Source organism: Streptomyces avermitilis MA-4680 = NBRC 14893 (assembly GCF_000009765.2).
GTDB classification, from domain to species: Bacteria; Actinomycetota; Actinomycetes; order Streptomycetales; family Streptomycetaceae; genus Streptomyces; species Streptomyces avermitilis.
Genome location: NC_003155.5, coordinates 8471591 through 8497108 on the forward strand (window position 1 = coordinate 8471591; position 25518 = coordinate 8497108).

Consider the following 25518-nt stretch of genomic DNA (forward strand, 5'->3'; position numbering starts at 1 on the left):
GCCGGGCGTAACCACCCGGTGTGACGCTGTGTCGTCACTTGGCTGGTATCAGGCCTCTTGCGTCAACACCTTCTCCAGGGTCCCCAGAGCCGACGCCAGTTCCTCGCCGGTGATCGTGAGCGGCGGGGCCAGCCGGATCGTCGAACCGTGGGTGTCCTTGACCAGGATCCCCTCGCGCATGAGGCGTTCGCTGATCTCGCGCCCGGTGCCGATCGCGGGGTCGATGTCGACGCCCGCCCACAGCCCGCGCGCCCGGAAGCCCACGACGCCCTTGCCGACGAGGGCGGCGAGTCCGTCCCGCAGCACCACACCCAGCTCGGCCGCCCCGCGCTGGAATTCACCGGTCTCCAGCAGCCCGACCACCGCCGAGCCGACCGCGGCGGCCAGCGGATTGCCGCCGAACGTCGAGCCGTGCTCCCCGGGCCGCAGTACCGCGAGGACGTCCCGGCGGGCGACCACCGCGGACACCGGCACGATGCCGCCGCCGAGCGCCTTGCCGAGCAGCAGCATGTCCGGGACGACACTCTCGTGCTCCACGGCCAGCGTGCGGCCGGTGCGCCCGAGGCCCGACTGGATCTCGTCCGCGATGAACAGACACCCGGTGCGGCGGGTGAGCTCGCGTACGCCGGCCAGATAGCCGTCGTCCGGGATGACGACGCCAGCCTCGCCCTGGATCGGCTCGATCAGCACGGCCGCCGTCGTCTCGTCCACGGCGGCCTCGAGCGCGGCCAGGTCGTTGTACGGGACGATCCGGAAGCCCGGCGTGAAGGGGCCGAACCCCGTACGGGCGGTGTCGTCCGTGGAGAAGCTGACGATCGTCGTCGTACGGCCGTGGAAGTTGTCGGCGGCCACGACGATCGTCGCCTGGTCCGGGGCGACGCCCTTCACCTCGTACGCCCATTTGCGGGCCACCTTGATGGCGCTCTCCACCGCCTCGGCGCCCGTGTTCATCGGCAGCACCATGTCCAGGCCCGTCAACTCGGCCAGGGACTCGGCGAATTGGGCCAGTCGGTCGTTGTGGAAGGCGCGGGAGGTCAGGGTCAGCTGGTCGAGCTGGCGGTGTGCGGCCTCGATCAGCACCGGGTGACGGTGGCCGAAGTTCAGGGCCGAGTAGCCCGCCAGCATGTCGAGATAGCGGCGGCCCTCGACGTCCTCCACCCAGGTGCCCTCGGCCCTGGCCACGACCACGGGCAGCGGGTGGTAGTTGTGCGCGAGGACCGGCGCCTCGGCACGGATCAGGTCGGCGGACGAACGCGTACGGGCGGGAGCGGTCATGAACGGATCTCCTGAGTGCAGCACTTGATGCCGCCGCCGGCCTTGAAGAACTCCGAGAGGTCGACGGGGACGGGGACGTATCCGTGGCGTACGAGCTGGTCGGCGAGGGCCGTCGCCCCCGGTGAGATGAAGACGTGACGGCCGTCGGAGACGGAGTTGAGGCCGAAGGCCAGCGCGTCCTCGCGGGTGGCGAGCACCGCGTTGGGGAAGAGCCGCTGGAGCACCTCGCGGCTGCCGGGCGAGAACGCCTCCGGGTAGTACACGATGTTCGCCTCGTGGCCGTCGTCGAGGACGAACAGCGCGGTGTCCAGGTGGTAGAAGTACGGGTCCACCAGCCGCAGGCTGATCACCGGGACGCCGAAGAACTCCTGCACCTCGCGGTGCGCCTCGACCGTCGTACGGAAGCCGGTGCCCGCCAGGACGTAGCGGCCCGCCGGGACGAGGTCGCCCTCGCCCTCGCACACCGACTCCGGGCGGTACACGTCGAAGCCCGCCGCCTTGAACCAGGAGTCGTACACGGTGGACTCGGGGCGGCGCTGGGGCGCGTGGAAGTACGAGCCGAAGACACGGCCCGCGAGGACGAGGGCGGAGTTCGCCGCGAACACCATGTCCGGGAGGTCCGCGACCGGCTGCACGGTGTCCACGGTGTGGCCGTGGGCGCGGTAGGCGTTGATCAGCGCCTGCCACTGGCCGCGGGCGAGATCGACGTCCACCGAGGTGTCGGGATGCATCCAGGGGTTGATGGCGTACTGCACGCCGAAGTGGCTCGGCTCGCAGACGAGAAAGCGCCGGGGGCGCGGCACACGGCTTTCGGCCACAGAGGGGTACCTCCGCTTCCTGCGGTGTCGACTGGGGGTTGACACCAAGGTAGGAACTAACGGAGGTGGTCGACAAGCGACAAAAGCTGCGTGTGTGCGCAGGAATGCTGCGTTGCTGGCCGAGTCAGCGCAGGTCTGATGCGTCCTGCGGTGCCGGCTGGCTCGCGCCCGCTTCGGGGCTTTCCGGGAGGAGGTGGGACAGCACCATGTAGCTGACCGTCTTCCGGATGAAGGGCTCCGCCCGGATCCGCTCCAGCACCTCCTCGAAGTGCTCCACGTCCGTCGCCCGCACGTGCAGCAGGGCATCCGCGCCGCCCGTCACCGTCATCGCCGCGGTGATCTCCGGATGGTTGCGCACGACCTCCGCGAGCCGCCGGGGCGGCGCCGCGCCCTCGCAGTACACCTCGACGTACGCCTCCGTGCGCCAACCCAGCGCCGACGGCTTCACCGTGGCCGTGAACCCCGTGATCACCCCGGTCTCGCGCAGTCGGTCCACCCGGCGCTTGACCGCCGTGGCCGACAGCCCGATCGCCGCGCCGATCTCGGCGAAACTGCTCCGGGCATGTGCCGTCAGAGCGGTGATGATCTTGCGGTCGAGGTCGTCGAACGTCGTCGGCTTGCTGTTCATGTCGGCACTGTATCCAGCGGCAACGTCCATGCCCCGGACATGTCCAGGCGTACGAAATGCTCTTACACTCCACGTTCATGCTGCGCGCGCTCGCCGTCGACGACGAACAACCCTCCCTCGAGGAACTCCTCTATCTGCTGAACGCCGACCCACGGGTCAGCAGTGCCGAGGGCGCGAGCGACGCCACCGAGGCGCTGCGCCGGATCAACCGGGCACTGGAGTCCGGGCCCGGCGGGCCCGAGGCGATCGACGTCGTCTTCCTCGACATCCACATGCCGGGTCTCGACGGACTCGACCTGGCCCGGCTGCTCACCGGGTTCGCCAAGCCACCGCTCGTCGTGTTCGTCACCGCCCACGAAGGCTTCGCCGTGCAGGCCTTCGACCTCAAGGCCGTGGACTACGTGCTGAAGCCCGTCCGCAGGGAGCGGCTCGCCGAGGCCGTCCGCCGGGCCGCCCAGCTGACGGACACCGCTCCGCTGATACCGGTGCACGAGCCCGACCCCGACCACATGTCCGTCGAACTCGGCGGAGTGACCCGGTTCGTCCCCGTCGAGGACATCACGCACGTCGAGGCGCACGGCGACTACGCCCGCCTGCACACCGCCCAGGGCAGCCACCTCGTCCGCATCCCGCTGTCCACCCTGGAGGAGCGCTGGCGCGCCCGCGGGTTCGTCCGCATCCACCGCCGCCACCTGGTCGCCCTGCGCCACATCGACGAACTCCGCCTGGACACGGGCACGGTGAGCGTCCTGGTCGACTCCGTCGAACTCCAGGTCAGCCGACGGCACGCCCGCGAACTGCGCGACCTGCTGATGCGCCGGACCACGAGCTGAGGAGCCCCTGCCCGTGCCCCAGGATCCGACGGAACGGCGCGTGGTCGTCACCGGACCGCCCCGGCGCGCCCGCCGGGCCTTTGACTACTACCGCCCGCGTACCGAGATCGACGAACAGACCACCCTCGGCCACACCTATGTCCGCTCCCTGATGCGCTCCCAACTGCGCGCCGGACTCGCCGTGTTCGCGGTCCTCGTGCTGCTCGTCGGCCCGCTGCCCCTGGTGTTCGCGGCGATCCCGGACGCCCGCCGCCTCACCTGGGCGGTGCTCGGCTTCTGCCTCTACGCGCCGCTGGTGCTGCTCGCCCGCTGGTACGTGCGGCGCGCCGAACGCAACGAGCGGGACTTCGTCCGTCTCGTCGAGGACCGCTGAGGCCGTGAACTCCAGCTACGCCGTTCCCGCGGTCGCCCTCGTCGTCCTGGCGACCGTCCTCGTCGGCGCGTTCGGCCTGCGCATCTCCCGGACCACCTCCGACTTCTACGTGGCCTCCCGCACGGTCGGCCCCCGGCTCAACGCGGCCGCGATCAGCGGCGAGTACCTGTCCGCCGCCTCGTTCCTGGGCATCGCCGGACTCGTCCTGGTCCAGGGCCCCGACATGCTCTGGTACCCCGTCGGGTACACGGCCGGCCATCTGGTGCTGCTGCTGTTCGTGGCCGCCCCGCTGCGCCGCTCCGGCGCGTACACCCTGCCCGACTTCGCGGAGGCGCGGCTCGCCTCGCAGGCCGTACGACGGCTCGCCGGGGCCTTCGTCGTCGGGGTCGGCTGGCTGTACCTCCTGCCCCAACTCCAGGGCGCCGGGCTCACCCTGGCCGTGCTGACCGGCGCGCCCGACTCGCTCGGCGGAGTCATCGTCGCGGTCGTCGTGGTCGCGACCGTCGCCGCGGGCGGCATGCGCAGCATCACCTTCGTCCAGGCCTTCCAGTACTGGCTCAAGCTCACCGCCCTCCTGGTCCCCGCGCTCTTCCTGGTCCTCGCCTGGCAGGGCGCGGGCGCACCGCGCACCGCCTTCGACGAACCGGCGGCCTTCCGCGAACAGCGGGTCGTGACGGTCGACGAGAGCCTCGACCTCAAGCTGTCCCGCCCGCTCGACGTCACGGCGAGCGGCACGGTCGACGGGCGGCGGTACAGGGGGAAGCGGGTGGCCCTCGCCCCCGGCGTGCACCGCGTCGAGGGCGGCACCCGGCTGACCTTCGCCGAGGGCGATCCCGTCCCGGCCGCCGACCGCGGCGGCAACGGCGGCATGTCGACCTCCCTGGCGGCCGGCCGCGAGGAACGTCCGCTGTACGCCACGTACGGACTGATCCTCGCCACCTTCCTCGGCACCATGGGACTCCCGCACGTCGTCGTCCGCTTCTACACCAGCCCGCACGGAGTGGCCGCCCGCCGTACCACCGTCGCCGTGCTCGGCCTGATCGGCGCCTTCTATCTGCTGCCGCCGGTCTATGGGGCGCTCGGCCGGCTGTACGCGCCCGAACTCGGCCTCGCCGGCGACGCCGACGCCGCCGTACTGCTGCTGCCCGACCGGCTGATCGGCGGGCTCGGCGGCGATCTGCTCGGCGCGCTGCTGGCGGGCGGCGCCTTCGCCGCGTTCCTGTCCACGGCCTCCGGGCTGACCATGGCGGTGGCCGGGGTGCTCACCCAGGACGTGCTGCCCTCGCGAGGCGTACGGCACTTCCGGCTCGGTACGGTGCTCGCGATGGCCGTTCCGCTGGCGGCGAGCGCGCTGGTGGGCGGGCTGCCGGTCGCCGACGCCGTGGGGCTCGCGTTCGCCGTGTCCGCCTCGTCCTTCTGCCCGTTGCTGGTGCTGGGCATCTGGTGGCGGCGGCTGACTCCGCCGGGTGCGGCGGCCGGGATGCTGGTCGGGGGCGGTTCGGCGCTGGTGGCGGTCGGCGCGACCATGGCGGGCTACCCGCGGGGCGGGGCGCTGCACGCGCTGCTGGCGTGGCCCGCGTTGTGGTCGGTGCCGCTCGGCTTTCTGACGATGACGCTGGTGTCCCTGGCGACACCGGGGCGGGTACCGGCGGGGACGGCGGCGATCCTGGCACGGTTCCATCTGCCGGAGGAACTGTCCGGCGGACCGGTGCGGGCGGAGGCCAAGGCGTGAGCGGATTTCTGGCGGGGCTGTGCGTGGCCGTCCTGCCCCTGCTCGCCGCCGGCTTCTGGCTCGGCCGGCGGACCGCGCGCCCCGAGAGCCTCGGCGGGCTCGGCACGCCCGTGGAGCACGCCACCTTCCAGACCCTGCACACCGCCTCGCTCGCCGCGCCGCCACTGCGCGCGGGTCTCACCGAGGAGACGGCCCGCAAGTCCACGCGGCGGCTGCGCACCCTGCTCGGCACGGACGCGCTGTGCCTCACCGACCCGGAGACGGTCCTCGCCTGGGACGGCGTGGGGGAGCACCACCGCACCGAGATCATGGAACGGCTCGCCGGGCCCCTGGAGTCCGGCCGCGGCGAGGCCTTCCGGCTGACCTGCGACATCCCGGACTGCCCCCTGCGCTGGGCCGTCGTCGCGCCCCTCACCGTCGACGAGCGGGTGCACGGCGCGCTCGTCGCCTGCGCGCCCCGCGAATCGGCCGTACTCGTCCGCGCGGCCGGCGAGGTCGCCCGCTGGGTCTCCGTCCAACTCGAGCTCGCGGACCTCGACCGGTCCCGTACACGGCTGATCGAGGCCGAGATCAGGGCGCTGCGCGCGCAGATCTCCCCGCACTTCATCTTCAACTCGCTCGCGGTGATCGCGTCGTTCGTCCGCACCGACCCCGAGCGGGCCCGCGAACTGCTCCTGGAATTCGCGGACTTCACCCGCTACTCGTTCCGCCGGCACGGCGACTTCACCACGCTCGCCGACGAACTCCACGCCATCGACCACTACTTGGCGCTCGTCAGGGCCCGCTTCGGCGACCGCCTCTCGGTCACCCTGCAGATCGCGCCCGAGGTGCTCCCGGTCGCCCTGCCGTTCCTCTGTCTCCAGCCCCTCGTGGAGAACGCCGTCAAGCACGGCCTGGAGGGCACCGCCGACAAGCGGCACATCAGTATCACCGCGCAGGACGCCGGCGCCGAGGCGTGGGTCGTCATCGAGGACGACGGCGCGGGCATGGACCCCGAGGTGCTGCGCCGCATCCTCGCCGGAGAGGTCAGCCCGTCGGGCGGCATCGGGCTCTCCAACGTCGACGACCGGCTGCGCCAGGTCTACGGGGACGACCACGGCCTCGTCATCGAGACCGCGGTCGGGGCGGGTATGAAGATCACCGCCCGGCTGCCGAAGTACCAGCCGGGCGTGCACTCGGCGGGCCGGCTGCCCCGGGAATGAACGGGGCAGCCGTGGTGGGCGTCAGGCGCTGCGCGACATCACCATGCCGAAAGTGATCAGACCCAGCACGACCCAGCCGAACCACAGCCAGCCGTTGCTGCCGAGCGCCACCGTGTAGGCCGTCACCACGACGAGCCCACCCATGGTGAGCACCCCCATGGTCTTCGTAGAACCGGGCATCGCAACACCCTCCTCATGGTTCGGTCCCCTCCATGGTGCCCCCGTTCTGCCGCTGGACGCTGCACACGACGAGATGTGTGCCGGAGTGCCACGCTCCCTTTGCGGCCCACGAAGCCGCTTCGTAGACCCCCGGGTCGTACCCGTACTGGGCCGGCGGCACGTCCCGCGCGCAGGCGGCGTCCGATTGAGCGGCCGCCTTCTTAAGGGTGGTGCCGGCGCTGAGCCGGGTGAAGCCGAGCACTTGCTGATCGTGCGGTCCGGCACAGGAGACCAGCTGGGCCCTGCGGAGGGAAGGGGCGTCCAGACAGTCCCGCTTCTGCATGTTCGCCGTGTCCACGAACCACATGCCGGGCGTGCGGTGACGGTCGAGCGGCCCGTACACCGCACCGTGCGCGCCCAGCACCAGACAGGCGGTGCGCCGCCCGGCCGCCTCGAATCCCGCCCGCGTCGGCACCACGGCGTAGCTGCGCACGTCGGCGAGCTTCTCCCGGATCTCCTGCGTGCGCTGCTCGCACGCGGCCGGACCGTGCTGCCGCGCCGCCTCGGCGGACGTCGCCGCGACGACCGCCATGACCTGGCCGTCCGGCACCTTCTCGGCGCAGGTCGGGTCCACGGCCAGCTTCGGCGTGCCCTGGAAGGCGGCGCCGGGCCAGTCGGCGACGACGCAGTCGCCGTCCTTGAGCGGCGCGGCGAGGGCCACGGCCGCTCCGTAAGGCTTCGCGTCGCCGCCGCCGGGCGGCAGATGCGCCACCGCGTACCAGACACCGCCCAGCGCGAGGACGAGGCCGAGGGTGAAGGCGATGACGGACTGAAGGACACGAGGGCGCTTGCGACGCCGCCGACCGGAACCGAAACCAGCGGCACCGAACGCCGCTCCGGCGGGCCGGCCGATGACATCCGAACCGTACGAGGAGGCACTGAGGCCTAGCCGTACGGGTCGCGGCCGGGCTCTGGCCGTACGGCGACGCGGTGGGGTCGTGGGCGTACGGGGTCGCGGCCGGGCTCTGGCCGTACGAGGGGGCGGTGGGGCTGCGGCCGTACGGCGAGGCGGTGGGGCCGGGTCCGGGTCGTGGCGCGCCCGGCTCCTGGCCGTACGAGGGGGTGGCGGGGTCGTGGGCGTACGGGGCGGCGTTCGGGTCCTGCCCGGACGGTCCGGCGGCCGGCCCCCGCACCGGCCCCGGCTCCGAGGGCGTGCCCCGCCCCGCCGTTCCCGCGGTCGCCCCCGGTGGCGGTGACCCCGGCGCGCTCCCCGCCCCGGACCCCGTGCCGCCCGGTCCGTACGCGCCCGACGTTCCGTTCCCGCCGGGACCGGCCCCCGGCCCGTGCCCCGGATACCCGGTCTCGGTGGTCCACCCGGCCTCCGCCCACGGCGGCTGCGACCCCAGGTCGAACTGGGTGCGCGGATGGGGCTGGGGCGTGACGATCGCCGACAGCGCGGCCTCCGTGTCCTCCGCCGTGATCCGCTGCCCGGGGTCCTTCGCGAGCATCGCGGCGAGCACCGGTTCCAGCGCCCCCGCCCGCACCGGCGGGCGCGGCTCCTCCAGCACCACGGCGGTGACCTCGGCGAGATGCGTGTCCCGCTCGAAGGGCCCGCACCCCTCGACCCCGAAGTACAGCGTGCACCCCAGCGAGAACAGGTCGGCGGTCGCGGTCGGCGGCCCGCCGGTCGCCCGCTCCGGCGCCAGATAGCCGGGCGTGCCGACCAGCGCCGACGTGAGGGTGTACCGGGTCTCGCCCGCGTCCGGTTGCACGGAGATGCCGTAGTCGGTGAGCAGCACGCGCGCGTACGCCGCCCCCGTGCGGTCCGGCGCCAGCAGGATGTTCGCCGGCTTCACGTCCCGGTGCATGATGCCGCGCTCGTGCCCCGCGGTGAGCGCGTCGAGCACGGCGAGCCCGATGCGGGCGCACTCGGCGGGCGCCAGCGGGCCGCGCCGGCGCACGAGGTCCCGCAGGTCGAGCGCGCCCGCCACGTACTCCATCACGATCCAGGGCAGGCCCTCGTGCTCCAGTACGTCGTGCACGGTCACCACATGCGGATGGCCGCGCAGCCCGGCGGCGTGCCGGGCCTCGGCCCGGGCACGTGCGACCCGGGCCGTGCGCTCCTGCCCGGCCTCCGCCGGACTGCGGAACACGATCTCCTTGAGCGCGACCTCGCAGGCCAGCCGCTGGTCATGGGCGAGCCAGACATGGCCCATGCCGCCGCTGCCGAGCCGGTTCAGCAGGAGGTACCGGCCGGCGATGACCCGGCCCACTCCCGACTGCGGTGATCCTGATGGCATCGGGTCTCCCCGGCTAGGCCGTGGTGGTGGAGGTCGCTTCGCCGGCCACGGGACCGGAGGCGACCGGATCGGAGGCGACCGGATCCGACGTGACCGGCTGGGCGGTCGCCGGGGCACTCGTCACCGGAGCGGACGTCACCGGAGCGGACGTCACGGGCGCGCTGGTGACCGGCCGGCTCGTGGGCGGCGAACTGCTCACGGCAGGCGGCGGGCTGCTCACGGCAGGCGGCGGCCTGGACGCGGACGCGCTGCTCGCCGGCGGCGGCTCGGAACTCTCGGAACTCCCGGAACTCCTCGAGGCGCCAGGAGGGCCACCGCTCGTCGCGGACGAGGGCGGAGACGAAGCGGGCGGCGGGGACGAGGTCGTAGCGCCACCGGAGGACGGAGGCGGCTGGCCGCTCCCCCCGGGCGTCGTCGAGCCCGATGCCGGGGGAGCGCTCGTACCACCCGTGCGCCCCTCGCCGGTTTCGCCGGTGGTCCCGTCGCCGCTCCCCCTGCCCGTCTTGCCGGCCGTCCCCCGCTCCACGGACAGCGTCACGTACTCCCCGAACTCCAGCTCGGTGCCCGGCGCCGGGTCGGAGCCGGTGACCCGGGCGTCGTCGGGTGGCGGTCCCTTTTCGCCGTACGCCGCTGCGAGGCCCTTGTCCGCCAGTCGCTGACTCGCGTCGCCGAACCCCATACCGGCCACTTCGGGCACCTTGTGCCGCTCGTGGGTGTCGAACGGGGAGTCGTGTGCGCCGGTGGTGCCGGCCGGCCGGGTGATCCCCCGGTCCGGGTTGTCGACGTCGACGAGCGCGAGTTGCTCGATGCGCCGCGGGGCGGGCTTGACGGCCACCAGAGAGGCACGGTCGTAGCCGTCCCACTTCTTGTTGCCGTTCTCGAACTTGACCGAAATCCTCGATGCGTCACCCGCGAAGGGCCGCAGCGGATTTCCGCAGGAACACTTCACCGCGGGAAGTCCCTGCTCATCCACCAATATCGCGATGCCCGCCTCGAGCAAGGAGTTGAAAGGGGCTGCCCTGCCCTTTTTGTAGTCGTGGTTCTGCACGAGAGTGTCGTGACGCAGCAGGACCGGTGTGAGCCTGTCGAGGTAGGCGGGAATCTCGTCCTGGGAAATCTTGAGCACCTGCGCCCAGACATGTGCCTTTCGGTCGTTCCTGGGATCGGTGAGGAATTTCTTGAGACGGTTGACGTCGCAGATCGTCGGCTTCCGTGTGCCCCCGTACAGGCCTGGCGTGTTGCCGGCCTGTAGGCCGCTGTGCGGCTGTTGGCGACGGACCGTGGAGTCGTGGCCGAGGCCACTTTCCTCATCGAAGAAAGGTGCGAGTGAAGGAACTCGCGCGGCGACGGCTTTCACCGTCAACAGCTGCGGGCCTCTGTCGCACCCGCTCAGGACCAGAGCGCAGACCAGCAGAATGCCAAGCCTGCGGACCACCGATTTTCCTGCCCTTTGCATGGGCATGCAAAATGTCATACCGCTCCCCCCAGCGGTTCCCCCATCACCCCGCAGTACGGAAGCAGGGCTTCGCCCACCATGCTACTGAATGGAAAAGCCTTTCACGCAAGGCGAGTTGCAAAGTTAATTCAGTTGCCGCGTGCGTTGAGTGAGGCCAGATAGGCGTTGTACGCCTCGAGTTCCTTGTCGCCGTCCCGGTCCGCGGCCCGGTCCGTGCGGCGGGCCTGGCGCTGCTCGGAGTTGTACCACTGGAAGAGCAGCGCGAGCAGGACGAGCACGGAGGGGATCTCGCTGAACGCCCAGGCGATGCCGCCGGCCGCGTTCTGGTCGGTGAGCGCGTCGACGGCGAGCGAGGCGGGGGGGTTCTTGTACGAGTTGACCATCGGCTCGGACGCCATCATCAACGCGATGCCGAAGAACGCGTGGAACGGCATGCCCGCGAACAGCTCCAGCATCCGCAGGAGATAGCCGGGGCGGTGCGGGCCCGGGTCGACACCCATGATCGGCCAGAAGAAGACCACGCCGACGGCGAGGAAGTGCACCATCATCCCGATGTGCCCGACCTTGGATCCCATCAGGAAGTCGAAGAGCGCCGAGAAGTACAGCGCGTACAGGCTCGCGATGAACAGCGGGATCGTGAACGCCGGATGGGTGACGATCCGCAGGTAGCGGCTGTGCAGCAGCATCAGGAGCAGCTCGCGCGGCCCCGTCCGGTCACGGCCGGCCGTCGGCAGCGCGCGCAGCGCCAGCGTGATCGGCGCGCCGAGCAGAATCAGGATCGGTGACAGCATGCTGATCACCATGTGCTGCACCATGTGCACGCTGAACATGACCATGCCGTAGTCGTTCAGCCTGGTGCACATCATCAGCATGACGGTCAGTACGCCGATGACGTACGCGACGGTCCGGCCCACCGGCCACTTGTCGCCGCGCCGCACCAGGCGCACCACACCCCAGCCGTACAGGCCGAGCCCCAGCAGGCAGGCGACGAGGAAGAACGGGTCCGCGGACCACTCGAGCCCCCGCCCCAGCGTGAACGGCGGCAGATCCGTGGTCATGCCGTGCCCGCCGCTGTGATCCATCCGTCGGCTCCTGATTCGTACGTTGTGCGCTGTCTGTCCGCACCAGAGTAGAACTGCCCCCGGCCGCAGCCGCGACCGGGGGCAGGTGTGCTCACGTGTGCCTTACAGGACGCACTCCGCCTCGGCGTACCGCTCCTCGGGGACCGTCTTCAGCGTCTCGACCGCCTCGGCGAGCGAGACCATCACGATGTCGGTGCCGCGCAGCGCGGTCATCTTGCCGAACTCGCCCCGGTGCACGGCCTCCACGGCATGCCAGCCGAAACGGGTCGCGAGGACGCGGTCGTACGCCGTCGGAGTGCCGCCGCGCTGGACATGTCCGAGGATCACCGGCCGGGCCTCCTTGCCGAGGCGCTCCTCCAGCTCCAGGGAGAGCTGGCGGGCGATGCCGGCGAAGCGCTCGTGGCCGTAGACGTCCTTCTTGCCCTCGTCGAAGTCCATCGAGCCCGCACGGGGCTTGGCGCCCTCGGCGGCCACCACGATCGCGAACCGCTTGCCCGCCTCGAAGCGCTCGCCGACCTTGGCGGCCAGTTCCTCGATGTCGAAGGGGCGTTCCGGTACGACGATGGCGTGGGCGCCCGCCGCCATGCCCGAGTGCAGCGCGATCCAGCCGGTGTGGCGGCCCATGACCTCCACGATGAGGACGCGCTGGTGGGACTCGGCGGTGGTCTTCAGCCGGTCGAGCGCCTCGGTCGCGACGCCCACGGCGGTGTCGAAACCGAAGGTCACGTCGGTGACCGCGATGTCGTTGTCGATGGTCTTCGGCACGCCGACGATCGGCAGGCCGGCGTCCGACAGGAGGCGGGCCGCCTTGAGCGTGCCCTCGCCGCCGATCGGGATGATCGCGTCGAGGCCGAGCTCCGCGACATGGCCCCTGGCCCGCTCCACGCCGTCACGCAGATGCGCCGGCTGGACCCGGGAGGAGCCGAGGATGGTGCCGCCGCGAGCCAGGATTCCGCTCACCGCGTCGAGGTCGAGCTTGAGGTAGTCGCACTCCAGGAGGCCCTTCCAGCCGTCCCGGAAGCCGATGACCTCGTCGCCGTGGTCGACGACGGCCCGGTGCACGACGGACCGGATGACGGCGTTCAGGCCGGGGCAGTCGCCACCGGACGTGAGGACACCAATGCGCATCGCCCGAAATACCTTCTCAACGTGGGCCGGGACCGGACCACGCTGTCCGGCTGGATCCCCGCCACCCTACCGGCGGTAGGGGGCGGGGCCGTACGGGGCGTCCGCCTGCTGGACGCCCCCGCACACGTGAGCGGAGGCCTGGTCAGACGGGCCTGTGCGGAACCGTTTCATGCGGCGCTGACATGGGCCTTACGCGGGCTGCTGCGCCGCGGCGATGCGCTCGCCCCGCAGCGCCTCGTACCACCGGTCGTCGATCGGCGGCAGCGCGTTCACATCGAGGGCCAGCTTCAGCAGCAGGTCCGCGATCAGCGGGTTGCGGGCGAGCACGGGACCGTGCATGTACGTACCGAAGACCGTGTCGTTGTACGCGCCCTCCGTGCCGTCACCCGTGCCGTTGCCCTTGCCGAGCCGCACCTGGGCCAAGGGGCGGGCGGAGGGGCCGAGGTGCGTGACGCCCTGGTGGTTCTCGAAGCCGGTCAGCTGGGGCAGGCCGAGGCGCGGGTCGATGTCCCCGAGGACGTCGCCGACGCACCGCTCGCCCTCGCCGCGCGTGGACACCACGTCGAGCAGGCCGAGGCCCGGCTCGCGCTGGCCGAGGTCGTTGATGAACTCGTGGCCGAGGATCTGGTAGCCGGCGCACACCGAGAAGACGATCGCGCCGTTGCCCACCGCGCGGTGCAGACCGCCGTCACGGCGCAGCCGCTCGGCCGCGAGCCGCTGCGGACGGTCCTCGCCGCCGCCGATCAGGTAGATGTCGCCGGAGGTGGGGATCGGCTGGTCGCTGCGCACGTCGAGGCGGGCCACGTCGAGGCCGCGCTGGCGGGCCCGGCGCTCCACGACGAGCGCGTTGCCCTGGTCGCCGTAGGTGCTCAGCAGGTCCGGGTAGATCCACACCAGCCGCAGTTGGTTGTCTGTCATCGGTCGTCCTCGTCCTCTGGGGTCAGTTGCCGACACGGCGCCGCAGGTCCTGGAAGGCGGTGTAGTTCGCGATGACCTCGATGCGGCCCGGCGGGGCCTGCTGGACGCACTGGTCGAGGTTCTCGCAGACCTGGAAGGACTGGTTGGCGACCTCCAGACGCACGGCCAGGTCCAGCTTGCGGTCTCCGATGACGAAGATCGGGTGGCCGGTCAGCCGTGTGTAGTCGACGTCCCACAGCCAGGAGGTGTCGGTGCCGTCGGCGCCGCGCGCGTTCACCGACAGGATCACCGGGGTCGGCGGCGGGTCGATCAGCGAGAACGTCTCCAGCCAGCCCGCCGGGTTCTTGGCGAGCAGCAGGCGCAGGTCGCGCTGCATGAACTGGACGACGTCATAGCGCCCGGCCACCGCCTGGACCGCGTACATGCGCTCCAGGGCGACCTGCGGGGGCACGCCGAAGACGGCGGCGACGGCGGCCGAGGAGGCGGCGTTCGCCTTGTTGGCGCGGCCCGGCAGCTGGAGGTGGATCGGCCAGGCGGAGCCGTGCGGGTCGAGGACGTGGTCGCCGGACAGCGCCCAGCTGGGCGTCGGCCGGCGGAAACCGCACTCGCCGCAGAACCAGTCGTCGCCGGGGCGCTGCATCACACCGCCGCAGGACGGGCAGGACCAGGCGTCGTCCTTCCACATCTGGCCGGCTGCGACCCAGATCACATTGGCGGAGGACGACGCGGCCCACACGACCAGCGGGTCGTCCGCGTTGGCGATGACGACGGCCTTGGAACCGGCCAGGCCCTCACGCCAGTGCTCGGCGAGCATCCGGGTCTCGGCGGCGCGGTCGAGCTGGTCACGCGAGAGGTTGAGCAGCGCGATGCACTTCGGGTCCGTGTCCCGGGCCACACCGGCGAGGTACTTCTCGTCGACCTCGATCACCGCGTACTTGGCGTCCGAGCCGCCCGCGAGCGCCGAGGTGATGCCGGCCGGCATGTTGGCGCCGAGCGCGTTGGACACGACCGGGCCCGCGGCGCGCAGCGCCTCCGCGATCAGCCGGGTCGTGGTGGTCTTGCCGTTGGTGGCCGACACCAGGATCACGTCCAGGTGCTGGGCGAGCCGGGCGAGGAGGTCGGGGTCGAGCTTGAGTGCCACCCGGCCGCCGATCACCGATCCGCTCCCGCGTCCCGCGGCCCTCGATGCCGCCGCGACCGCCTTGCCCGCCGTCACGGCCAGCTTGGCCCGCGGCGTCAGCGGGTCCGAGTTGCCTGCCATCAGTTCTCGATCCTCCTTGCGTACAGCGCCGCGCCCTGTCCCGGCAACGTGTGGGCCTCAGCCTATCGAGATCCACTCACCGGCCCGAATCGCGGCACCACCCCGGTGCCCGCGCGACATTGAGGACCGTACCCTTGCCGCCATGCGACACGGCTCCATCCCGGGCACCCGAGGGCACGTCAGACCCCTCGCTCTGCTCGGCGACCCCGTCCTGCACGCACCGTGCGAGGAGGTGACCGACCACGGCCCCGAACTGGCCCGCCTCGTCGAGGACATGTTCGCCACGATGTACGCGGCGAACGGGGTGGGCCTCGCCGCGAACCAGATCGGCGTGCCGCTACGGGTCTTCGTCTACGACTGTCCCGACGACGAGGATGTCCGTCATGTCGGACATGTGGTGAATCCGCGTCTGATCGAGGCGGACGGTGTGGTGTTGCGGGGGCCGGAGGGCTGTCTGTCGCTGCCTGGCCTGGAGGCGGGCACCGAGCGGTACGACCGTGCCGTCGTCGAGGGCTTCACGACGGACGGCGAGCCGGTGCGGGTGCTCGGGACGGGGTGGTTCGCCCGGTGCCTGCAACACGAGTGCGATCACCTCGACGGCGGGGTGTATGTGGACCGGGTCTCCGGCTGGCGACACCGAAGGGTGATGCGACAGGCGGCACGGGCCCCGTGGAATCGCCAAAGAGCCCCGGAGCCCCGCTAGGGGTGCGAGACCAACCATGGACGACCGGAACCCGGGATCGGCCAGGGGCGACCAGAACCCGGGACCAGCCACGGACCACCGGGAAACCCGGGACCAGCCACGACGCCCCGAACCCGGGAGGCGGCTCTCAGAACCCAGGGCCGCCGATCTTGTCGCCCGCCGCGGCGAGCCGTCCCCACAGCAGGTCGGCCAGACTCCGCACCAACTCGGCCCGCGAGCACGGCCGTTCGCCCAGCCACCAGTCGCCCGCCGCATGCATCATGCCGACGATCCCGTGCCCCCACACCCGCGCGAGCTGCTGGCTGCCGGGCCCGAGGTCGAGCCGTTCCTCGATGACCTGTGCCAGTTCCTCGCCCATGCGCCGCAGCACGGGAACGGAGTTCTTGCCCGTGTCGAAGCCCTGGTCGCTCTGCGAGCCGCCCTCCGACGGGTGCATCAGGAACCGGTACACCTGCGGCCGTGCCTCGATCGCGGCGAGGTAGGTGTCGAGTGTGGACTCGACGCGCTCCCTGCGTTCCGCGGGTGCGTCGAGCGCGGCCCGCAGCGAGTCGAGCAGGGCGTCGGTGTGGCGCTTGGCGAGGGCGGCGTACAGGCCGCTCTTGTCGCCGAAGTGGCGGTAGAGGATCGGCTTGGTGATGCCGGCCTCCGCGGCGATGGCGTTCATCGAGGCCCCGGGGCCGTCGCGGAGCACCACTCTGTCGGCGGCCTCCAGCAGCTCGCGCCGACGGCGATCGGCGGACCGCTGTTGATCGGTCCGCTGCTGCGTGGTGTCCATGAGCCTCTCCCCACCCGTGCTGTTTTCGGTGACGCCTGCGCAAACTAACACCCACAGGCCTGCTCGTATCGAACGGGCTGCCGAAGGAGGCCCGGGAGTTGACTTTCCCTACTGGTCAGTAACAGACTCTGGTTACCGCAAGTAACACCTTAATGCAGCGCTGGAGGGGACATGGCCGAGTTCACCATGGAGCTCAACGACGAACAGAAGGAGGTCAGGGACTGGCTGCACGGCTTCGCCGCCGATGTGATCCGCCCCGCGGCCGCCGAATGGGACGAGCGTGAAGAGACGCCGTGGCCGGTCATCCAGGAGGCCGCGAAGGTCGGCATCTACTCCCTGGACTTCTACGCCCAGCAGTACTTCGACCCCACCGGCCTCGGCATACCCATGGCGATGGAGGAGCTGTTCTGGGGCGACGCGGGCATCGCCCTGTCCATCGTCGGCACCGGCCTCGCCGCCGTGGGCGTCCTCGCCAACGGCACCGAGGAGCAGATCGGCACCTGGATCCCCCAGATGTACGGCGATGCCAACGATGTCAAGGTCGCGGCGTTCTGCTCCTCCGAGCCCGACGCCGGCTCCGACGTGTCTTCGATGCGCACCCGTGCCGTGTACGACGAGGCCAAGGACGAGTGGGTCCTCAACGGCACGAAGACCTGGGCGACCAACGGCGGCATCGCCAATGTCCACGTCGTGGTCGCGGTCGTCGACTCGGAGCTGGGCTCCAAGGGCCACGCCTCCTTCATCGTCCCGCCGAACACGCCGGGCCTGTCCCAGGGGCAGAAGTTCAAGAAGCACGGCATCCGCGCCTCGCACACCGCCGAGGTCGTCCTGGAGAACGCGCGGATTCCCGGTTCCTGCCTGCTCGGCGGCAAGGAGAAGCTGGACGAGCGTCTGGCCCGGGCCCGCGAGCGGGCCAGGGCGGGGGGCGGCGAGCGCGTGAAGAACGCCGCGATGGCCACGTTCGAGGCGTCCCGCCCGGCGGTCGGCGCCATGGCGGTGGGCACGGCCCGGGCCGCGTACGAGGAGGCCCTGGAGTACGCGAAGACGCGCGAGCAGTTCGGCCGGCCGATCATCGACAACCAGGGTGTCGCCTTCCAGCTGGCCGACATGCGTACGTCCATCGACGCGGCGCGGCTGCTGGTGTGGCGGGCCTCCTGGATGGCGGTCAACGGCAAGCCGTTCACCGCGGCCGAGGGGTCCATGTCGAAGCTGTTCGCCAGCGAGACCGCGAAGAAGGTGACCGCCCAGGCGGTCCAGATCCTCGGTGGCAACGGTTTCACCCGGGAGTACCCGGTGGAGCGGATGCACCGGGATGCCGCGATTTATACAATCTTCGAGGGGACGAGCGAGATCCAGCGGCTGGTGATCGCCCGCACCCTGTCGGGGATGCCGATCCGTTAGTACGCCGCCTGGCGGGGCGCCGCGGTCGGCGGTATCTCAGTGGTGCTTCAGCCTCAGCGGTGTGAGCTGCTGGATGTCGTATCTCGCCCGCAGTTCCTCGATCGCCGCGTGGTCCGGCGGGCCGCCGCTGCCCAGGATCTCCAGGAGTTCGTCGAAGTACCGTTCGTGGTCCGGTGGCGGGGACGCCTGGAAGAACATCTTCGCCGGGGTGTCGGTGGGGTTCGCGAAGGCGTGCGGGCAGCCGGGCGGTACGACGATGACCGTGCCGGGAGTGGCCCGTACCACCCGGGTGCCCGAACGGGACTCCCAGTGCTTCCAGTTGTCGGGCGTGCGGACCCGCGGCTCGAAGGCGAGCACGTCCAGCTCGCCTTCGAGCACGTAGAACAGCTCCTCGCTGCGGGTGTGCACATGCGCGCCCACGTCGAAGCCGGGCGGTACGACCACCTCGAAGCTCGACGCCATCCGTGAGTGCGTGCCGGTCACCTTGAACGTCACGTGCTGGGCGGGCGTCCGGACGACGCGGCCGTGCCCCGGCGGCACGAGGAGTCCTTCGGTGGCCGTCATGAGCCCGCTCACCAGGTCACGGGCAGGGCTTCGGGCCCGCGGATCAACGCACCCTTCTTGAAGGGCACCAGGCCCGGCGGGACCGCGAGCCGCAGCCCCGGCACCCGGTCGAGCAGCGCCTCGACCAGCAGCTCGGACTCCAGCCGGGCCAGCATCCCGCCCACGCAGTAATGCGGTCCGAAGCCGAACGACACATGCGGGTTCGGGCTGCGCGTGAGGTCGATCCGTTCGGGATCCGGGAAGACGTCCGGGTCGCGGTTGGCGGCCAGGTACGACACGTACACCGTGTCGCCCTCCCGGATGCGTACGCCCCGGATCTCGATGTCCTCCGTCGCGATCCGCGAGAGGCCGACCGCGTTGCGGTGCGGGATGTAGCGCAGCAGCTCGTCGATGCCCTGCGGACGGATCTTCGGCTCGGCGCGCAGCCGTTCCGCGAGGTCGGGGCGGGTCAGCAGGATGTAGAACAGCTGCCCGCTGTTGTTGGTGACCGCCTCGCCGCCGATCTGGATGAGCACGGCGAGCCCGACGGCCTCGTCGAGGGTGATCTCGCCGCTGCCCACGGCGGCGCCGAGCAGCGAAGTGACATCCTCGCCCGTGCTGCCGCGCCGCTCGCCGATGAGCCGCTCGAAATGCGCGCCCATGTCGTTCCTGGCCTTCTCGCTGACCTCGGCGCCGTGCGCGGAGGACAGGATCAGCTGGGTCCAGGTGTGCATGCTGTGCCGGTCGGCGGCCGGCACGCCCATCAGCTCGCAGACGACCGCGATCGGGAAGGGGCTCAGGACCGTCTCGACGAGGTCGGCGGGCGGCCCGCCCCGGAGCAGCTCGTCGATCAGCTCGTCGAGCATCCGGCGGGACTTCTCCCGCACCCGCTCCACCCCGCGCGCCGTGAAGGCGGCCGCCACCGAGCGGCGCAGCCGGGTGTGGTCGGGCGGGTCGAGGAACCCGACCGCGCCCGCCGTGGGAATGAAGTGCGGGGCGAGCCGGGTGACCTGCCGCCCCATGACCGCCGCGCGGCTGAACCGGGGGTCGTTGGCGACCATGCGTACGTCGTCGTAGCGGGTCACCAGCCACGCCCAGCCCTCGCCGTTGGGCAGCTGGATCCGGCTGACCGGACCCTCGCTCATCAGCTGGGACAGCACCGGGTCGAACTCCACGCCCGTCAGGTTGAGCGCGGGCCAGTGGCGGACGGGCGGCAGGGCCTCGGTGATCGTTTTCTCGGTCATCTCTCTACGCCTCGTCGGTGCGGTGCCAGCGGCCCAGCGACATCTCGGCGGTGATGCCGGGCCCGAAGCCGGCGAGCATGCCGCGCGCCGCGTGCTCGGCGCCGCCCTCGTCGAAGAGCCGGCGCAGCGCGTCCAGGACGACGGCGCTCGCGATGTTGCCGTACTCGGTGAGCGTGGCCCGGCTGAACCGGAAGGCCTCCGGCGGCACTCGCAGGAACTTGCTCAGGTCGTCCAGGATGCGCGGACCGCCCGCGTGGATGATGTAGAAGTCCAGGTCGGAGGCGTCCCAGCCGTGCTGGCTCGCCAGCTCCTGGAGTGCCGGAGCGAGCGGCTCCATCGTGCCAGGCACCCGCTTGTCCAGCAGGAAGTGGAAGCCGGTGGCGCGGACGTCGTAACTGATCCACTCGTCGGTCTTGGGGATCAGGTACGACGCGTTGCGCTCCAGCGTGATGCCGGTGCCGCCCTTGCCGCGGACGGCCGCGGCGGCGATGCCGTCGCCGAACAGCCCGTTCGACAGGAGTGAGCCGACGCCCAGGTCGGTGGGCTGGTAGCACAGGGAGCAGAACTCGCAGGCCACGATGAGCGCGTTGGCCTGGGGGTAGGCCGTGCAGAAGTCGTGTGCCCGGTTGATCGCCGAGCCGCCCGCGGCACAGCCCAGCTGGGCTATGGGTATCTGCCGGGTGTCGGAGCTGAAGTCCATCGAGTTGATCAGGTAGGCCGTCAGCGAGGGCATCATGAACCCCGTGCACGACACGTAGATGATCACGTCGATGTCGGTGGTGAGCAGCTCGGCCTCGTCCAGCGCCCGCTGCACCACCGCGGGGACACGGGCCTTGGCCTCGGCCTCGTAGACGTGGTTGCGCTCCTCGAAGCCAGGATGCTTCAGCGTCTCCTCGATCGGCTGCACGATGTGCCGGGTGTGGACCCCCGTGTTCTCGATCAGCCGCAGCGCGAGCGGGAGTTGGGGGTGATCGGGGTGTCGGGAGCGCGCCAGTTCGAGCGTCTCCTCCATTGTGATCACGTGTTCCGGGACAGAGACCGCGGGTTTGCACAGCGTCGCCATGGAGGACCTTCTTTCGCCTTCCGGAGGACTCTTCGTCCCCCGGGGGAAGTGGGGCTCACCCACGATCACCCGGGGGAGCGTGGATATCCCGTCGGACTACTCCGTTCCAGCGAGTGACAGTGCGTGACCCCCGCCCGTGACCAGCACATGAGACGCTGGTGGGAGGGCAACAGAGCAGCGAAGCCGAAGGAGTGGCGGCGATGGCGCGGACAGCAAGGGAACTGCTGGAGACGACCACCGGAAGACTCGCCCCCGACCCCCATGCCAACCGGCTGCTGCCGCTGATCGCCCGGGGTGCCGCCCGGCGCACCACACTCGCGGCGCTCGCCCTCGAACAGCGCCATGTGATCGCGGCGGACCGCCAGGCGTTCCTGCATCTGGCACAGCGGTCGGTGAACGAACCGGAGTGCGCCGCGTTCTTCGACATTCTCACGGAGAGTGAGGATCTGGCCGGGGACCGGCTCGCGGCGTACGCCGCCGCCTGCGGGGTGGACGAGGCGTGGACCGCCGCGTACGAGCCCCTCGCGGACTGCCAGACCTATCCGGCGTACGTCGCCTGGCTCGCGCTGAACGGCTCGCCGGCCGACGTGGTGCTCGCGCTGAGCGCCAACTTCGCCACGTGGGGCGGCTACTGCGCGACGATCGCCGAAGCCCTGCGCCGCCACTACGGCTTCGACGACGCGGCCTGCGGCTTCTTCGACCTCTTCGCCGAGCCCGCGCCGGAGCTGGAACAGAAGGCGCAGGCCGCCGTGCAGGCAGGCCTGGACTACGGGCTGGTCGACGAGGACGAGGCCCAGCGCTACGGGCGGCTGCTCCAGGGCTACGAGGCGAGGTTCTGGCACGCCCTGTGGGAGCTGGACCAGCGCACGGCCTGAGGGGCCGCCCGTACGTCAGCCGGCCGTCGTCCCGCTGCTGTGGGCGATGCAGGCCACGTCGATGCGGTCGGCGAGCTTGGCGAGTTCGATGGTGAGCGTCGCCACCGTGTCCTCGTCCAGCCCGTCCTGACCGGCCTCCACCAGATGCAGCCACCGGCCGCCCACCGTGCGCAGCAGCTTGCTGACGTCGGCGGCCGAGACCTGCAACGTGCCGCGGTCGTCGACGATCAGAGGCAGGGTCACTTCGCGGTTCACAGAGGGGATCGTAGCCGCGGAACGCTCACGCTCCGTGCCATACGGTGGTGATGTTGCAGAACTCGCGGATTCCGTGTCCGGACAGCTCACGACCGTAACCCGACCGCTTGACCCCGCCGAAGGGGAACGCGGGATGGGATGCCGTCATCCCGTTGACGAACACGCCACCGGCCTCCAGGTCGCGTACGAACCGGTCGACCTCGGCGTCCTCGCGCGTCCAGACGTTGGAACTCAGTCCGAACGGCGTGTCGTTGGCGATGGCCACCGCCTCGTCGAGATCGGCCGCCCGGTAGAGCGTGGCGACCGGGCCGAACGCCTCCTCGAGGTGGATGCGCATCTCGGGGGTGATGTCGGTGAGGACGGTCGGCGCGTAGTAGTAGCCGCGCTCCGTGTACCCCTCGGGGCGCTCGCCGCCGCACAGCACCGTCGCGCCGTTCTCGACCGCGTCGTCGACCAGCTCCTCCAGATCGGTGCGGCCCTGCTCGGTGGAGAGCGGCCCGACCTCCGTGTCCTCGTCCAGCGGGTCGCCGACCTTCAGCGCCGCCATGCCCGCCGTGAAGCGCTCGGCGAAGGCGTCGAACACGTCCGTGTGCACGATGAACCGCTTCGCGGCGATGCACGACTGCCCGTTGTTCTGGACCCGCGCGGTCACCGCGGTCTTCGCGGCCCGGTCGATGTCGGCGGACGGCATCACGACGAACGGGTCGCTGCCGCCGAGCTCCAGGACCGTCTTCTTGACCTGGTCCCCGGCGACCGAGGCCACGGCCCGGCCGGCCGGTTCGCTGCCGGTCAGCGTGGCCGCCCGGACGCGCGGGTCGCGCAGGATGCCCTCGACGGCGCCGGAGCCGATGAGCAGCGTCTGGAAGCAGCCGTCGGGGAAGCCGGCCCGGCGGAACAGGTCCTCCAGGTAGAGGGCGGTCTGCGGGACGTTCGAGGAGTGCTTGAGCAGGCCCACGTTGCCCGCCATCAGCGCGGGCGCGGCGAACCGGACCACCTGCCACAGGGGGAAGTTCCACGGCATCACGGCCAGCACCGGGCCCAGCGGCCGATAGCGGACCAGGGCGCGCGAGGCCCCGGAGTCCTTCACATCGGAATCGGCCGGTTCCTCGTCCGCGAGCAGCTCCTCGGCGTGGTCGGCATACCAGTGCATCGCCTTCGCGCACTTCGCGGCCTCGGCGCGGGCCTGCTTGACCGGCTTGCCCATCTCGGTCGTCATCACCCGGGCGATGTCCCGCTGGTCCTCGTCGAGCAGGTCCGCCGCCCTGTGCAGCAGCCGCGCCCGCTCGGCGAACGTGGTCGTGCGATGGGTCCGGAACGCGCTCTGTGCCGCCGCGAGCCTGCGCTCGATCGCCTCGGCGTCCAGGGCTTCGTACGTCTTGAGCGTCTCGCCGGTCGCCGGGTTCACCGTCGCGATGGGCATGGCCGACCTCCTGATGCGGGCTGTCCTTCGACCCTCCCGCGCGGCGCGGGGCGGCGCAACGCGAAGGGTGCTCTCAGCCCGAGTGCTCCGCCAGCCGGTCGAGAAACCCCGTCTGCCCCTTCACGATCACGGCGCGCGCCCGGTCCAGGCCGAACCACTCCACCCGGTCCAGCTCGGGGAACTCCTGACTTCGGCCCGACTTCGGCGGCCACTCCATCGTGAAGGTGCCGGGCACCACGGTCGCCGGGTCGAGGTCCGCCTCGATCGCCCACGCGGTGACGATCTTGCCGTTCGCCTGCCGGACCTCGCCGAGCGGCACGGCCTGCCCGTCGGGCGGCGCGAGCCCCAGCTCCTCCTGGAACTCCCGGCGCGCGGCGTCCCAGGCCGGCTCGTCGGGCTCGTACTCGCCCTTCGGGACGGACCACGCCCCGGCGTCACGGCGGGCGAAGAACGGGCCGCCCATATGGCCGAGCAACACCTCGATACCGTCGTCGGTGTGCCGGAACAACAGCAGCCCCGCGCTGCGCTTCCCGCTCACCGGGTCACCTCCGGGTGCGCGGCGAGCAAGGTCTCGACCGTGTCGGCCTCGGCCGGGGTCTTGTCCTCGCGGTACCGGACGACGCGGGCGAAGCGGAGGGTGACGCCGGCCGGGTAGCGGGTGGACTTCTGGAGACCGTCGTACGCGATCTCGACGACGAGTTCCGGCCGTACGGTCACCACGGAGCCGTTCTCCTCGACGGCCAGCTCCGTCAGCCGCTCGGTCTGCCAGGTCAGCATCGCGTCGGTCATGCCCTTGAACGTCTTGCCGAGCATCGCGAAGGACCCGTCCGCGGCGCGCGCCCCGAGGTGCAGGTTGGACAGCTTGCCGGTGCGCCGCCCGTGGCCCCACTCGGCCGCGAGCACCACCAGGTCGAGGGTGTGCACGGGCTTGACCTTCAGCCAGGAGGCGCCGCGCCGGCCCGCGCTGTAGGGGGCGTCGAGGGCTTTGACCACGACGCCCTCGTGGCCGCGCGCGAGCGTGTCGGCGAGGAACGTCTCGGCGGCGGCGCCATCGTCGGGACCGGACACGAGCGCGCGCCGCACGCGCAGCGGCTCGGGCACCAGCCGGGCCAGCTCCGCGTGCCGCTCGGTGAACGGCAGGTCGAGCAGATCCCGTCCGTCGACGGACAGCGCGTCGAAGAACACGGGGGAGACGGGCACCGACGCGGCGGCCGCGGCCACGTCCACGCGCGAGCCCACGCGCCCGGCGATCTCCTGGAAGGAGCGCGGCCGCCCGTTCCCGTCCAGCGCGATGACCTCACCGTCCAGAATGAACCGGTCGCCCTTCAACTCCAGGGCGGCGGCGGTGAGTTCGGGCAACCGGTCGGTGATGTCGTCGAGGGTGCGGGTGTAGATCCGTACGTGGTCGCCGTCGCGGTGGAGCTGGACGCGGATGCCGTCGAGCTTCTCCTCGACGGCACACGCGCCCAGCTTGCCGACGGCCTCGGCCACGGATCCCGCCGTGTGCGCCAGCATCGGCAGCACCGGGCGGCCGACGGTGAGCCGGAAGCCGTCCAGGGCCCCCGGGCCCTCCGCGAGCAGCGCCCGCGCCACCGTCTGGAGCGATCCGGCGAGCATCACCGCCCGTCGTACGTCGGCGGGGGGCGCGCCGGTCGCCTCGGCCAGCCCCTCGACCGCGACCGCGTCCAGCGCGCCCTGCCGCACCTCGCCGGTGAGCAGCCCGCGCAGGAAGGCCTGCTCGACGTCGGTGGCCGCCGCCATCAGCTCGCCCATCAGGCGCCCGCGCCCGGCCTGCGAGCCGGTGCCCGTGACGGCGCCGACCGCTGTCAGCCGGGCGTCCACGTCCCGCACGGTGAGCGACGGCTCCGACGCGGGCGTGACCGGCCGGCCGAGGAGCTTCCAGCCGATGCCGAGCCGCCCCTGCGGAAGGCGTCCGGCCAGATACGGGATCACGATCGGCACGTCGTCCGCGTCGGCGTCCCGGAACAGCTCGGCGAGCAGCGCGATCTTCCGGGACCGCGCCGAGGTGGCGGCGACCTCCCGGGACACATGGGCGAGGCGGCTCAGCAGCATG

24 protein-coding genes and 1 pseudogene are annotated in these 25518 nt (G+C 71.4%); 7 read left to right on the forward strand and 18 right to left on the reverse strand.

Features of this window, described 5'->3' with window-relative positions; all coding sequences use genetic code 11:
• Window positions 1-48: 48 nt before the first annotated feature.
• The 3 genes from rocD to SAVERM_RS36545 form a co-directional block, all read right to left on the reverse strand.
• On the reverse strand, window positions 49-1275 hold the full coding sequence (rocD, locus tag SAVERM_RS36535) for an ornithine--oxo-acid transaminase (protein WP_010988507.1): 1227 nt from the start codon (window positions 1273-1275) through the stop codon (window positions 49-51).
• On the reverse strand, window positions 1272-2093 hold the full coding sequence (gene ddaH / locus SAVERM_RS36540; RefSeq protein ID WP_037647037.1) for a dimethylargininase: 822 nt from the start codon (window positions 2091-2093) through the stop codon (window positions 1272-1274). The genes rocD and ddaH overlap by 4 nt, the downstream gene beginning before the upstream one ends.
• Before the next feature lie 124 nt (window positions 2094-2217).
• The gene (locus tag SAVERM_RS36545; RefSeq protein ID WP_010988509.1) at window positions 2218-2721 is read right to left on the reverse strand and encodes an Lrp/AsnC family transcriptional regulator; all 504 of its coding nucleotides are present in this window, start codon (window positions 2719-2721) and stop codon (window positions 2218-2220) included.
• Between the two features lie 77 nt (window positions 2722-2798).
• On the opposite strand from SAVERM_RS36545, the gene SAVERM_RS36550 reads away from it, so the two are divergent.
• Genes SAVERM_RS36550 through SAVERM_RS36565 form a run of 4 tightly spaced genes read left to right on the forward strand, consistent with a single transcriptional unit; the run spans window position 2799 to window position 6861 of the window.
• Window positions 2799-3554, forward strand: coding sequence for a LytR/AlgR family response regulator transcription factor (locus SAVERM_RS36550; protein ID WP_010988510.1), 756 nt, complete (start codon window positions 2799-2801; stop codon window positions 3552-3554).
• 13 nt (window positions 3555-3567) lie between these two features.
• Window positions 3568-3927, forward strand: coding sequence for a hypothetical protein (locus SAVERM_RS36555; protein WP_010988511.1), 360 nt, complete (start codon window positions 3568-3570; stop codon window positions 3925-3927).
• A gap of 4 nt (window positions 3928-3931) precedes the next feature.
• Window positions 3932-5659 carry a sodium/solute symporter gene (locus SAVERM_RS36560; RefSeq protein WP_010988512.1) on the forward strand — a complete coding sequence of 576 codons (1728 nt, stop codon included), beginning with the start codon at window positions 3932-3934 and terminating at the stop codon, window positions 5657-5659.
• A complete protein-coding gene (locus tag SAVERM_RS36565) occupies window positions 5656-6861 on the forward strand; it encodes a sensor histidine kinase (RefSeq protein ID WP_010988513.1) in 1206 nt (401 codons plus the stop codon). Before SAVERM_RS36560 ends, SAVERM_RS36565 begins: the two co-directional genes overlap by 4 nt.
• A 21-nt stretch (window positions 6862-6882) precedes the next feature.
• On the opposite strand, the gene SAVERM_RS43485 is transcribed toward SAVERM_RS36565, so the two are convergent.
• The 7 genes and pseudogenes from SAVERM_RS43485 to SAVERM_RS36600 all read right to left on the reverse strand — a co-directional run bounded on the left by SAVERM_RS43485 (window position 6883) and on the right by SAVERM_RS36600 (window position 15165).
• Entirely contained in the window at window positions 6883-7041 is a 159-nt protein-coding gene (locus tag SAVERM_RS43485) for a hypothetical protein (protein WP_037647039.1), read from the reverse strand.
• 13 nt (window positions 7042-7054) lie between these two features.
• Window positions 7055-9320, reverse strand: a pseudogene (locus SAVERM_RS46050) (protein kinase domain-containing protein).
• Between the two features lie 13 nt (window positions 9321-9333).
• A complete protein-coding gene (locus tag SAVERM_RS36580; protein ID WP_010988516.1) occupies window positions 9334-10794 on the reverse strand; it encodes a PASTA domain-containing protein in 1461 nt (486 codons plus the stop codon).
• A 110-nt stretch (window positions 10795-10904) separates the two neighbouring features.
• The gene (locus SAVERM_RS36585; protein WP_010988517.1) at window positions 10905-11858 is read right to left on the reverse strand and encodes a cytochrome c oxidase assembly protein; all 954 of its coding nucleotides are present in this window, start codon (window positions 11856-11858) and stop codon (window positions 10905-10907) included.
• Between the two features lie 102 nt (window positions 11859-11960).
• Window positions 11961-12986 (reverse strand): 6-phosphofructokinase, encoded by a 1026-nt coding sequence (locus SAVERM_RS36590; protein WP_010988518.1) that lies wholly within the window; start codon window positions 12984-12986, stop codon window positions 11961-11963.
• A gap of 189 nt (window positions 12987-13175) precedes the next feature.
• On the reverse strand, window positions 13176-13904 hold the full coding sequence (locus tag SAVERM_RS36595) for a type 1 glutamine amidotransferase (protein WP_010988519.1): 729 nt from the start codon (window positions 13902-13904) through the stop codon (window positions 13176-13178).
• Between the two features lie 22 nt (window positions 13905-13926).
• Window positions 13927-15165, reverse strand: coding sequence for a MurT ligase domain-containing protein (locus tag SAVERM_RS36600; protein WP_010988520.1), 1239 nt, complete (start codon window positions 15163-15165; stop codon window positions 13927-13929).
• Window positions 15166-15307: 142 nt separating this feature from the next.
• On the opposite strand from SAVERM_RS36600, the gene def reads away from it, so the two are divergent.
• Window positions 15308-15868, forward strand: coding sequence for a peptide deformylase (gene def, locus SAVERM_RS36605; RefSeq protein ID WP_010988521.1), 561 nt, complete (start codon window positions 15308-15310; stop codon window positions 15866-15868).
• 127 nt (window positions 15869-15995) lie between these two features.
• Here def and SAVERM_RS36610 read toward each other — a convergent pair whose 3' ends face one another.
• A complete protein-coding gene (locus SAVERM_RS36610; RefSeq protein WP_037647044.1) occupies window positions 15996-16643 on the reverse strand; it encodes a TetR/AcrR family transcriptional regulator in 648 nt (215 codons plus the stop codon).
• Window positions 16644-16814: 171 nt separating this feature from the next.
• Between SAVERM_RS36610 and SAVERM_RS36615 the strand changes: the two genes are divergently transcribed.
• Window positions 16815-18044 (forward strand): acyl-CoA dehydrogenase family protein, encoded by a 1230-nt coding sequence (locus tag SAVERM_RS36615; RefSeq protein WP_010988523.1) that lies wholly within the window; start codon window positions 16815-16817, stop codon window positions 18042-18044.
• A gap of 36 nt (window positions 18045-18080) precedes the next feature.
• Here the strand turns inward: SAVERM_RS36615 and SAVERM_RS36620 are convergent, their stop codons facing one another.
• From SAVERM_RS36620 to SAVERM_RS36630, 3 genes are read right to left on the reverse strand one after another with little or no spacing between them, the layout of a single operon-like run.
• Window positions 18081-18608 carry a cupin domain-containing protein gene (locus SAVERM_RS36620; protein WP_010988524.1) on the reverse strand — a complete coding sequence of 176 codons (528 nt, stop codon included), beginning with the start codon at window positions 18606-18608 and terminating at the stop codon, window positions 18081-18083.
• Window positions 18609-18616: 8 nt separating this feature from the next.
• Window positions 18617-19831 (reverse strand): cytochrome P450, encoded by a 1215-nt coding sequence (locus tag SAVERM_RS36625; RefSeq protein WP_010988525.1) that lies wholly within the window; start codon window positions 19829-19831, stop codon window positions 18617-18619.
• Window positions 19832-19835: 4 nt separating this feature from the next.
• Window positions 19836-20894 carry a type III polyketide synthase gene (locus SAVERM_RS36630; RefSeq protein ID WP_010988526.1) on the reverse strand — a complete coding sequence of 353 codons (1059 nt, stop codon included), beginning with the start codon at window positions 20892-20894 and terminating at the stop codon, window positions 19836-19838.
• 200 nt (window positions 20895-21094) lie between these two features.
• Here SAVERM_RS36630 and SAVERM_RS36635 point away from each other — a divergent pair, with 200 nt between their 5' ends.
• A complete protein-coding gene (locus tag SAVERM_RS36635; RefSeq protein ID WP_037647046.1) occupies window positions 21095-21769 on the forward strand; it encodes a hypothetical protein in 675 nt (224 codons plus the stop codon).
• Between the two features lie 15 nt (window positions 21770-21784).
• Here the strand turns inward: SAVERM_RS36635 and SAVERM_RS36640 are convergent, their stop codons facing one another.
• The 4 genes from SAVERM_RS36640 to SAVERM_RS36655 form a co-directional block, all read right to left on the reverse strand.
• Complete coding sequence (locus SAVERM_RS36640; protein ID WP_010988528.1) at window positions 21785-22024, reverse strand: DUF6213 family protein; 240 nt, start codon at window positions 22022-22024, stop codon at window positions 21785-21787.
• Window positions 22025-22049: 25 nt separating this feature from the next.
• A complete protein-coding gene (locus tag SAVERM_RS36645; RefSeq protein ID WP_010988529.1) occupies window positions 22050-23444 on the reverse strand; it encodes an NADP-dependent succinic semialdehyde dehydrogenase in 1395 nt (464 codons plus the stop codon).
• Between the two features lie 73 nt (window positions 23445-23517).
• Window positions 23518-23982 carry an NUDIX hydrolase gene (locus SAVERM_RS36650; protein ID WP_010988530.1) on the reverse strand — a complete coding sequence of 155 codons (465 nt, stop codon included), beginning with the start codon at window positions 23980-23982 and terminating at the stop codon, window positions 23518-23520.
• Window positions 23979-25517: an ATP-dependent DNA ligase gene (locus tag SAVERM_RS36655; RefSeq protein WP_010988531.1), complete on the reverse strand. Its 1539-nt coding sequence runs from the start codon at window positions 25515-25517 to the stop codon at window positions 23979-23981. The genes SAVERM_RS36650 and SAVERM_RS36655 overlap by 4 nt, the downstream gene beginning before the upstream one ends.
• Between the last annotated feature and the right edge of the window lies 1 nt (window position 25518).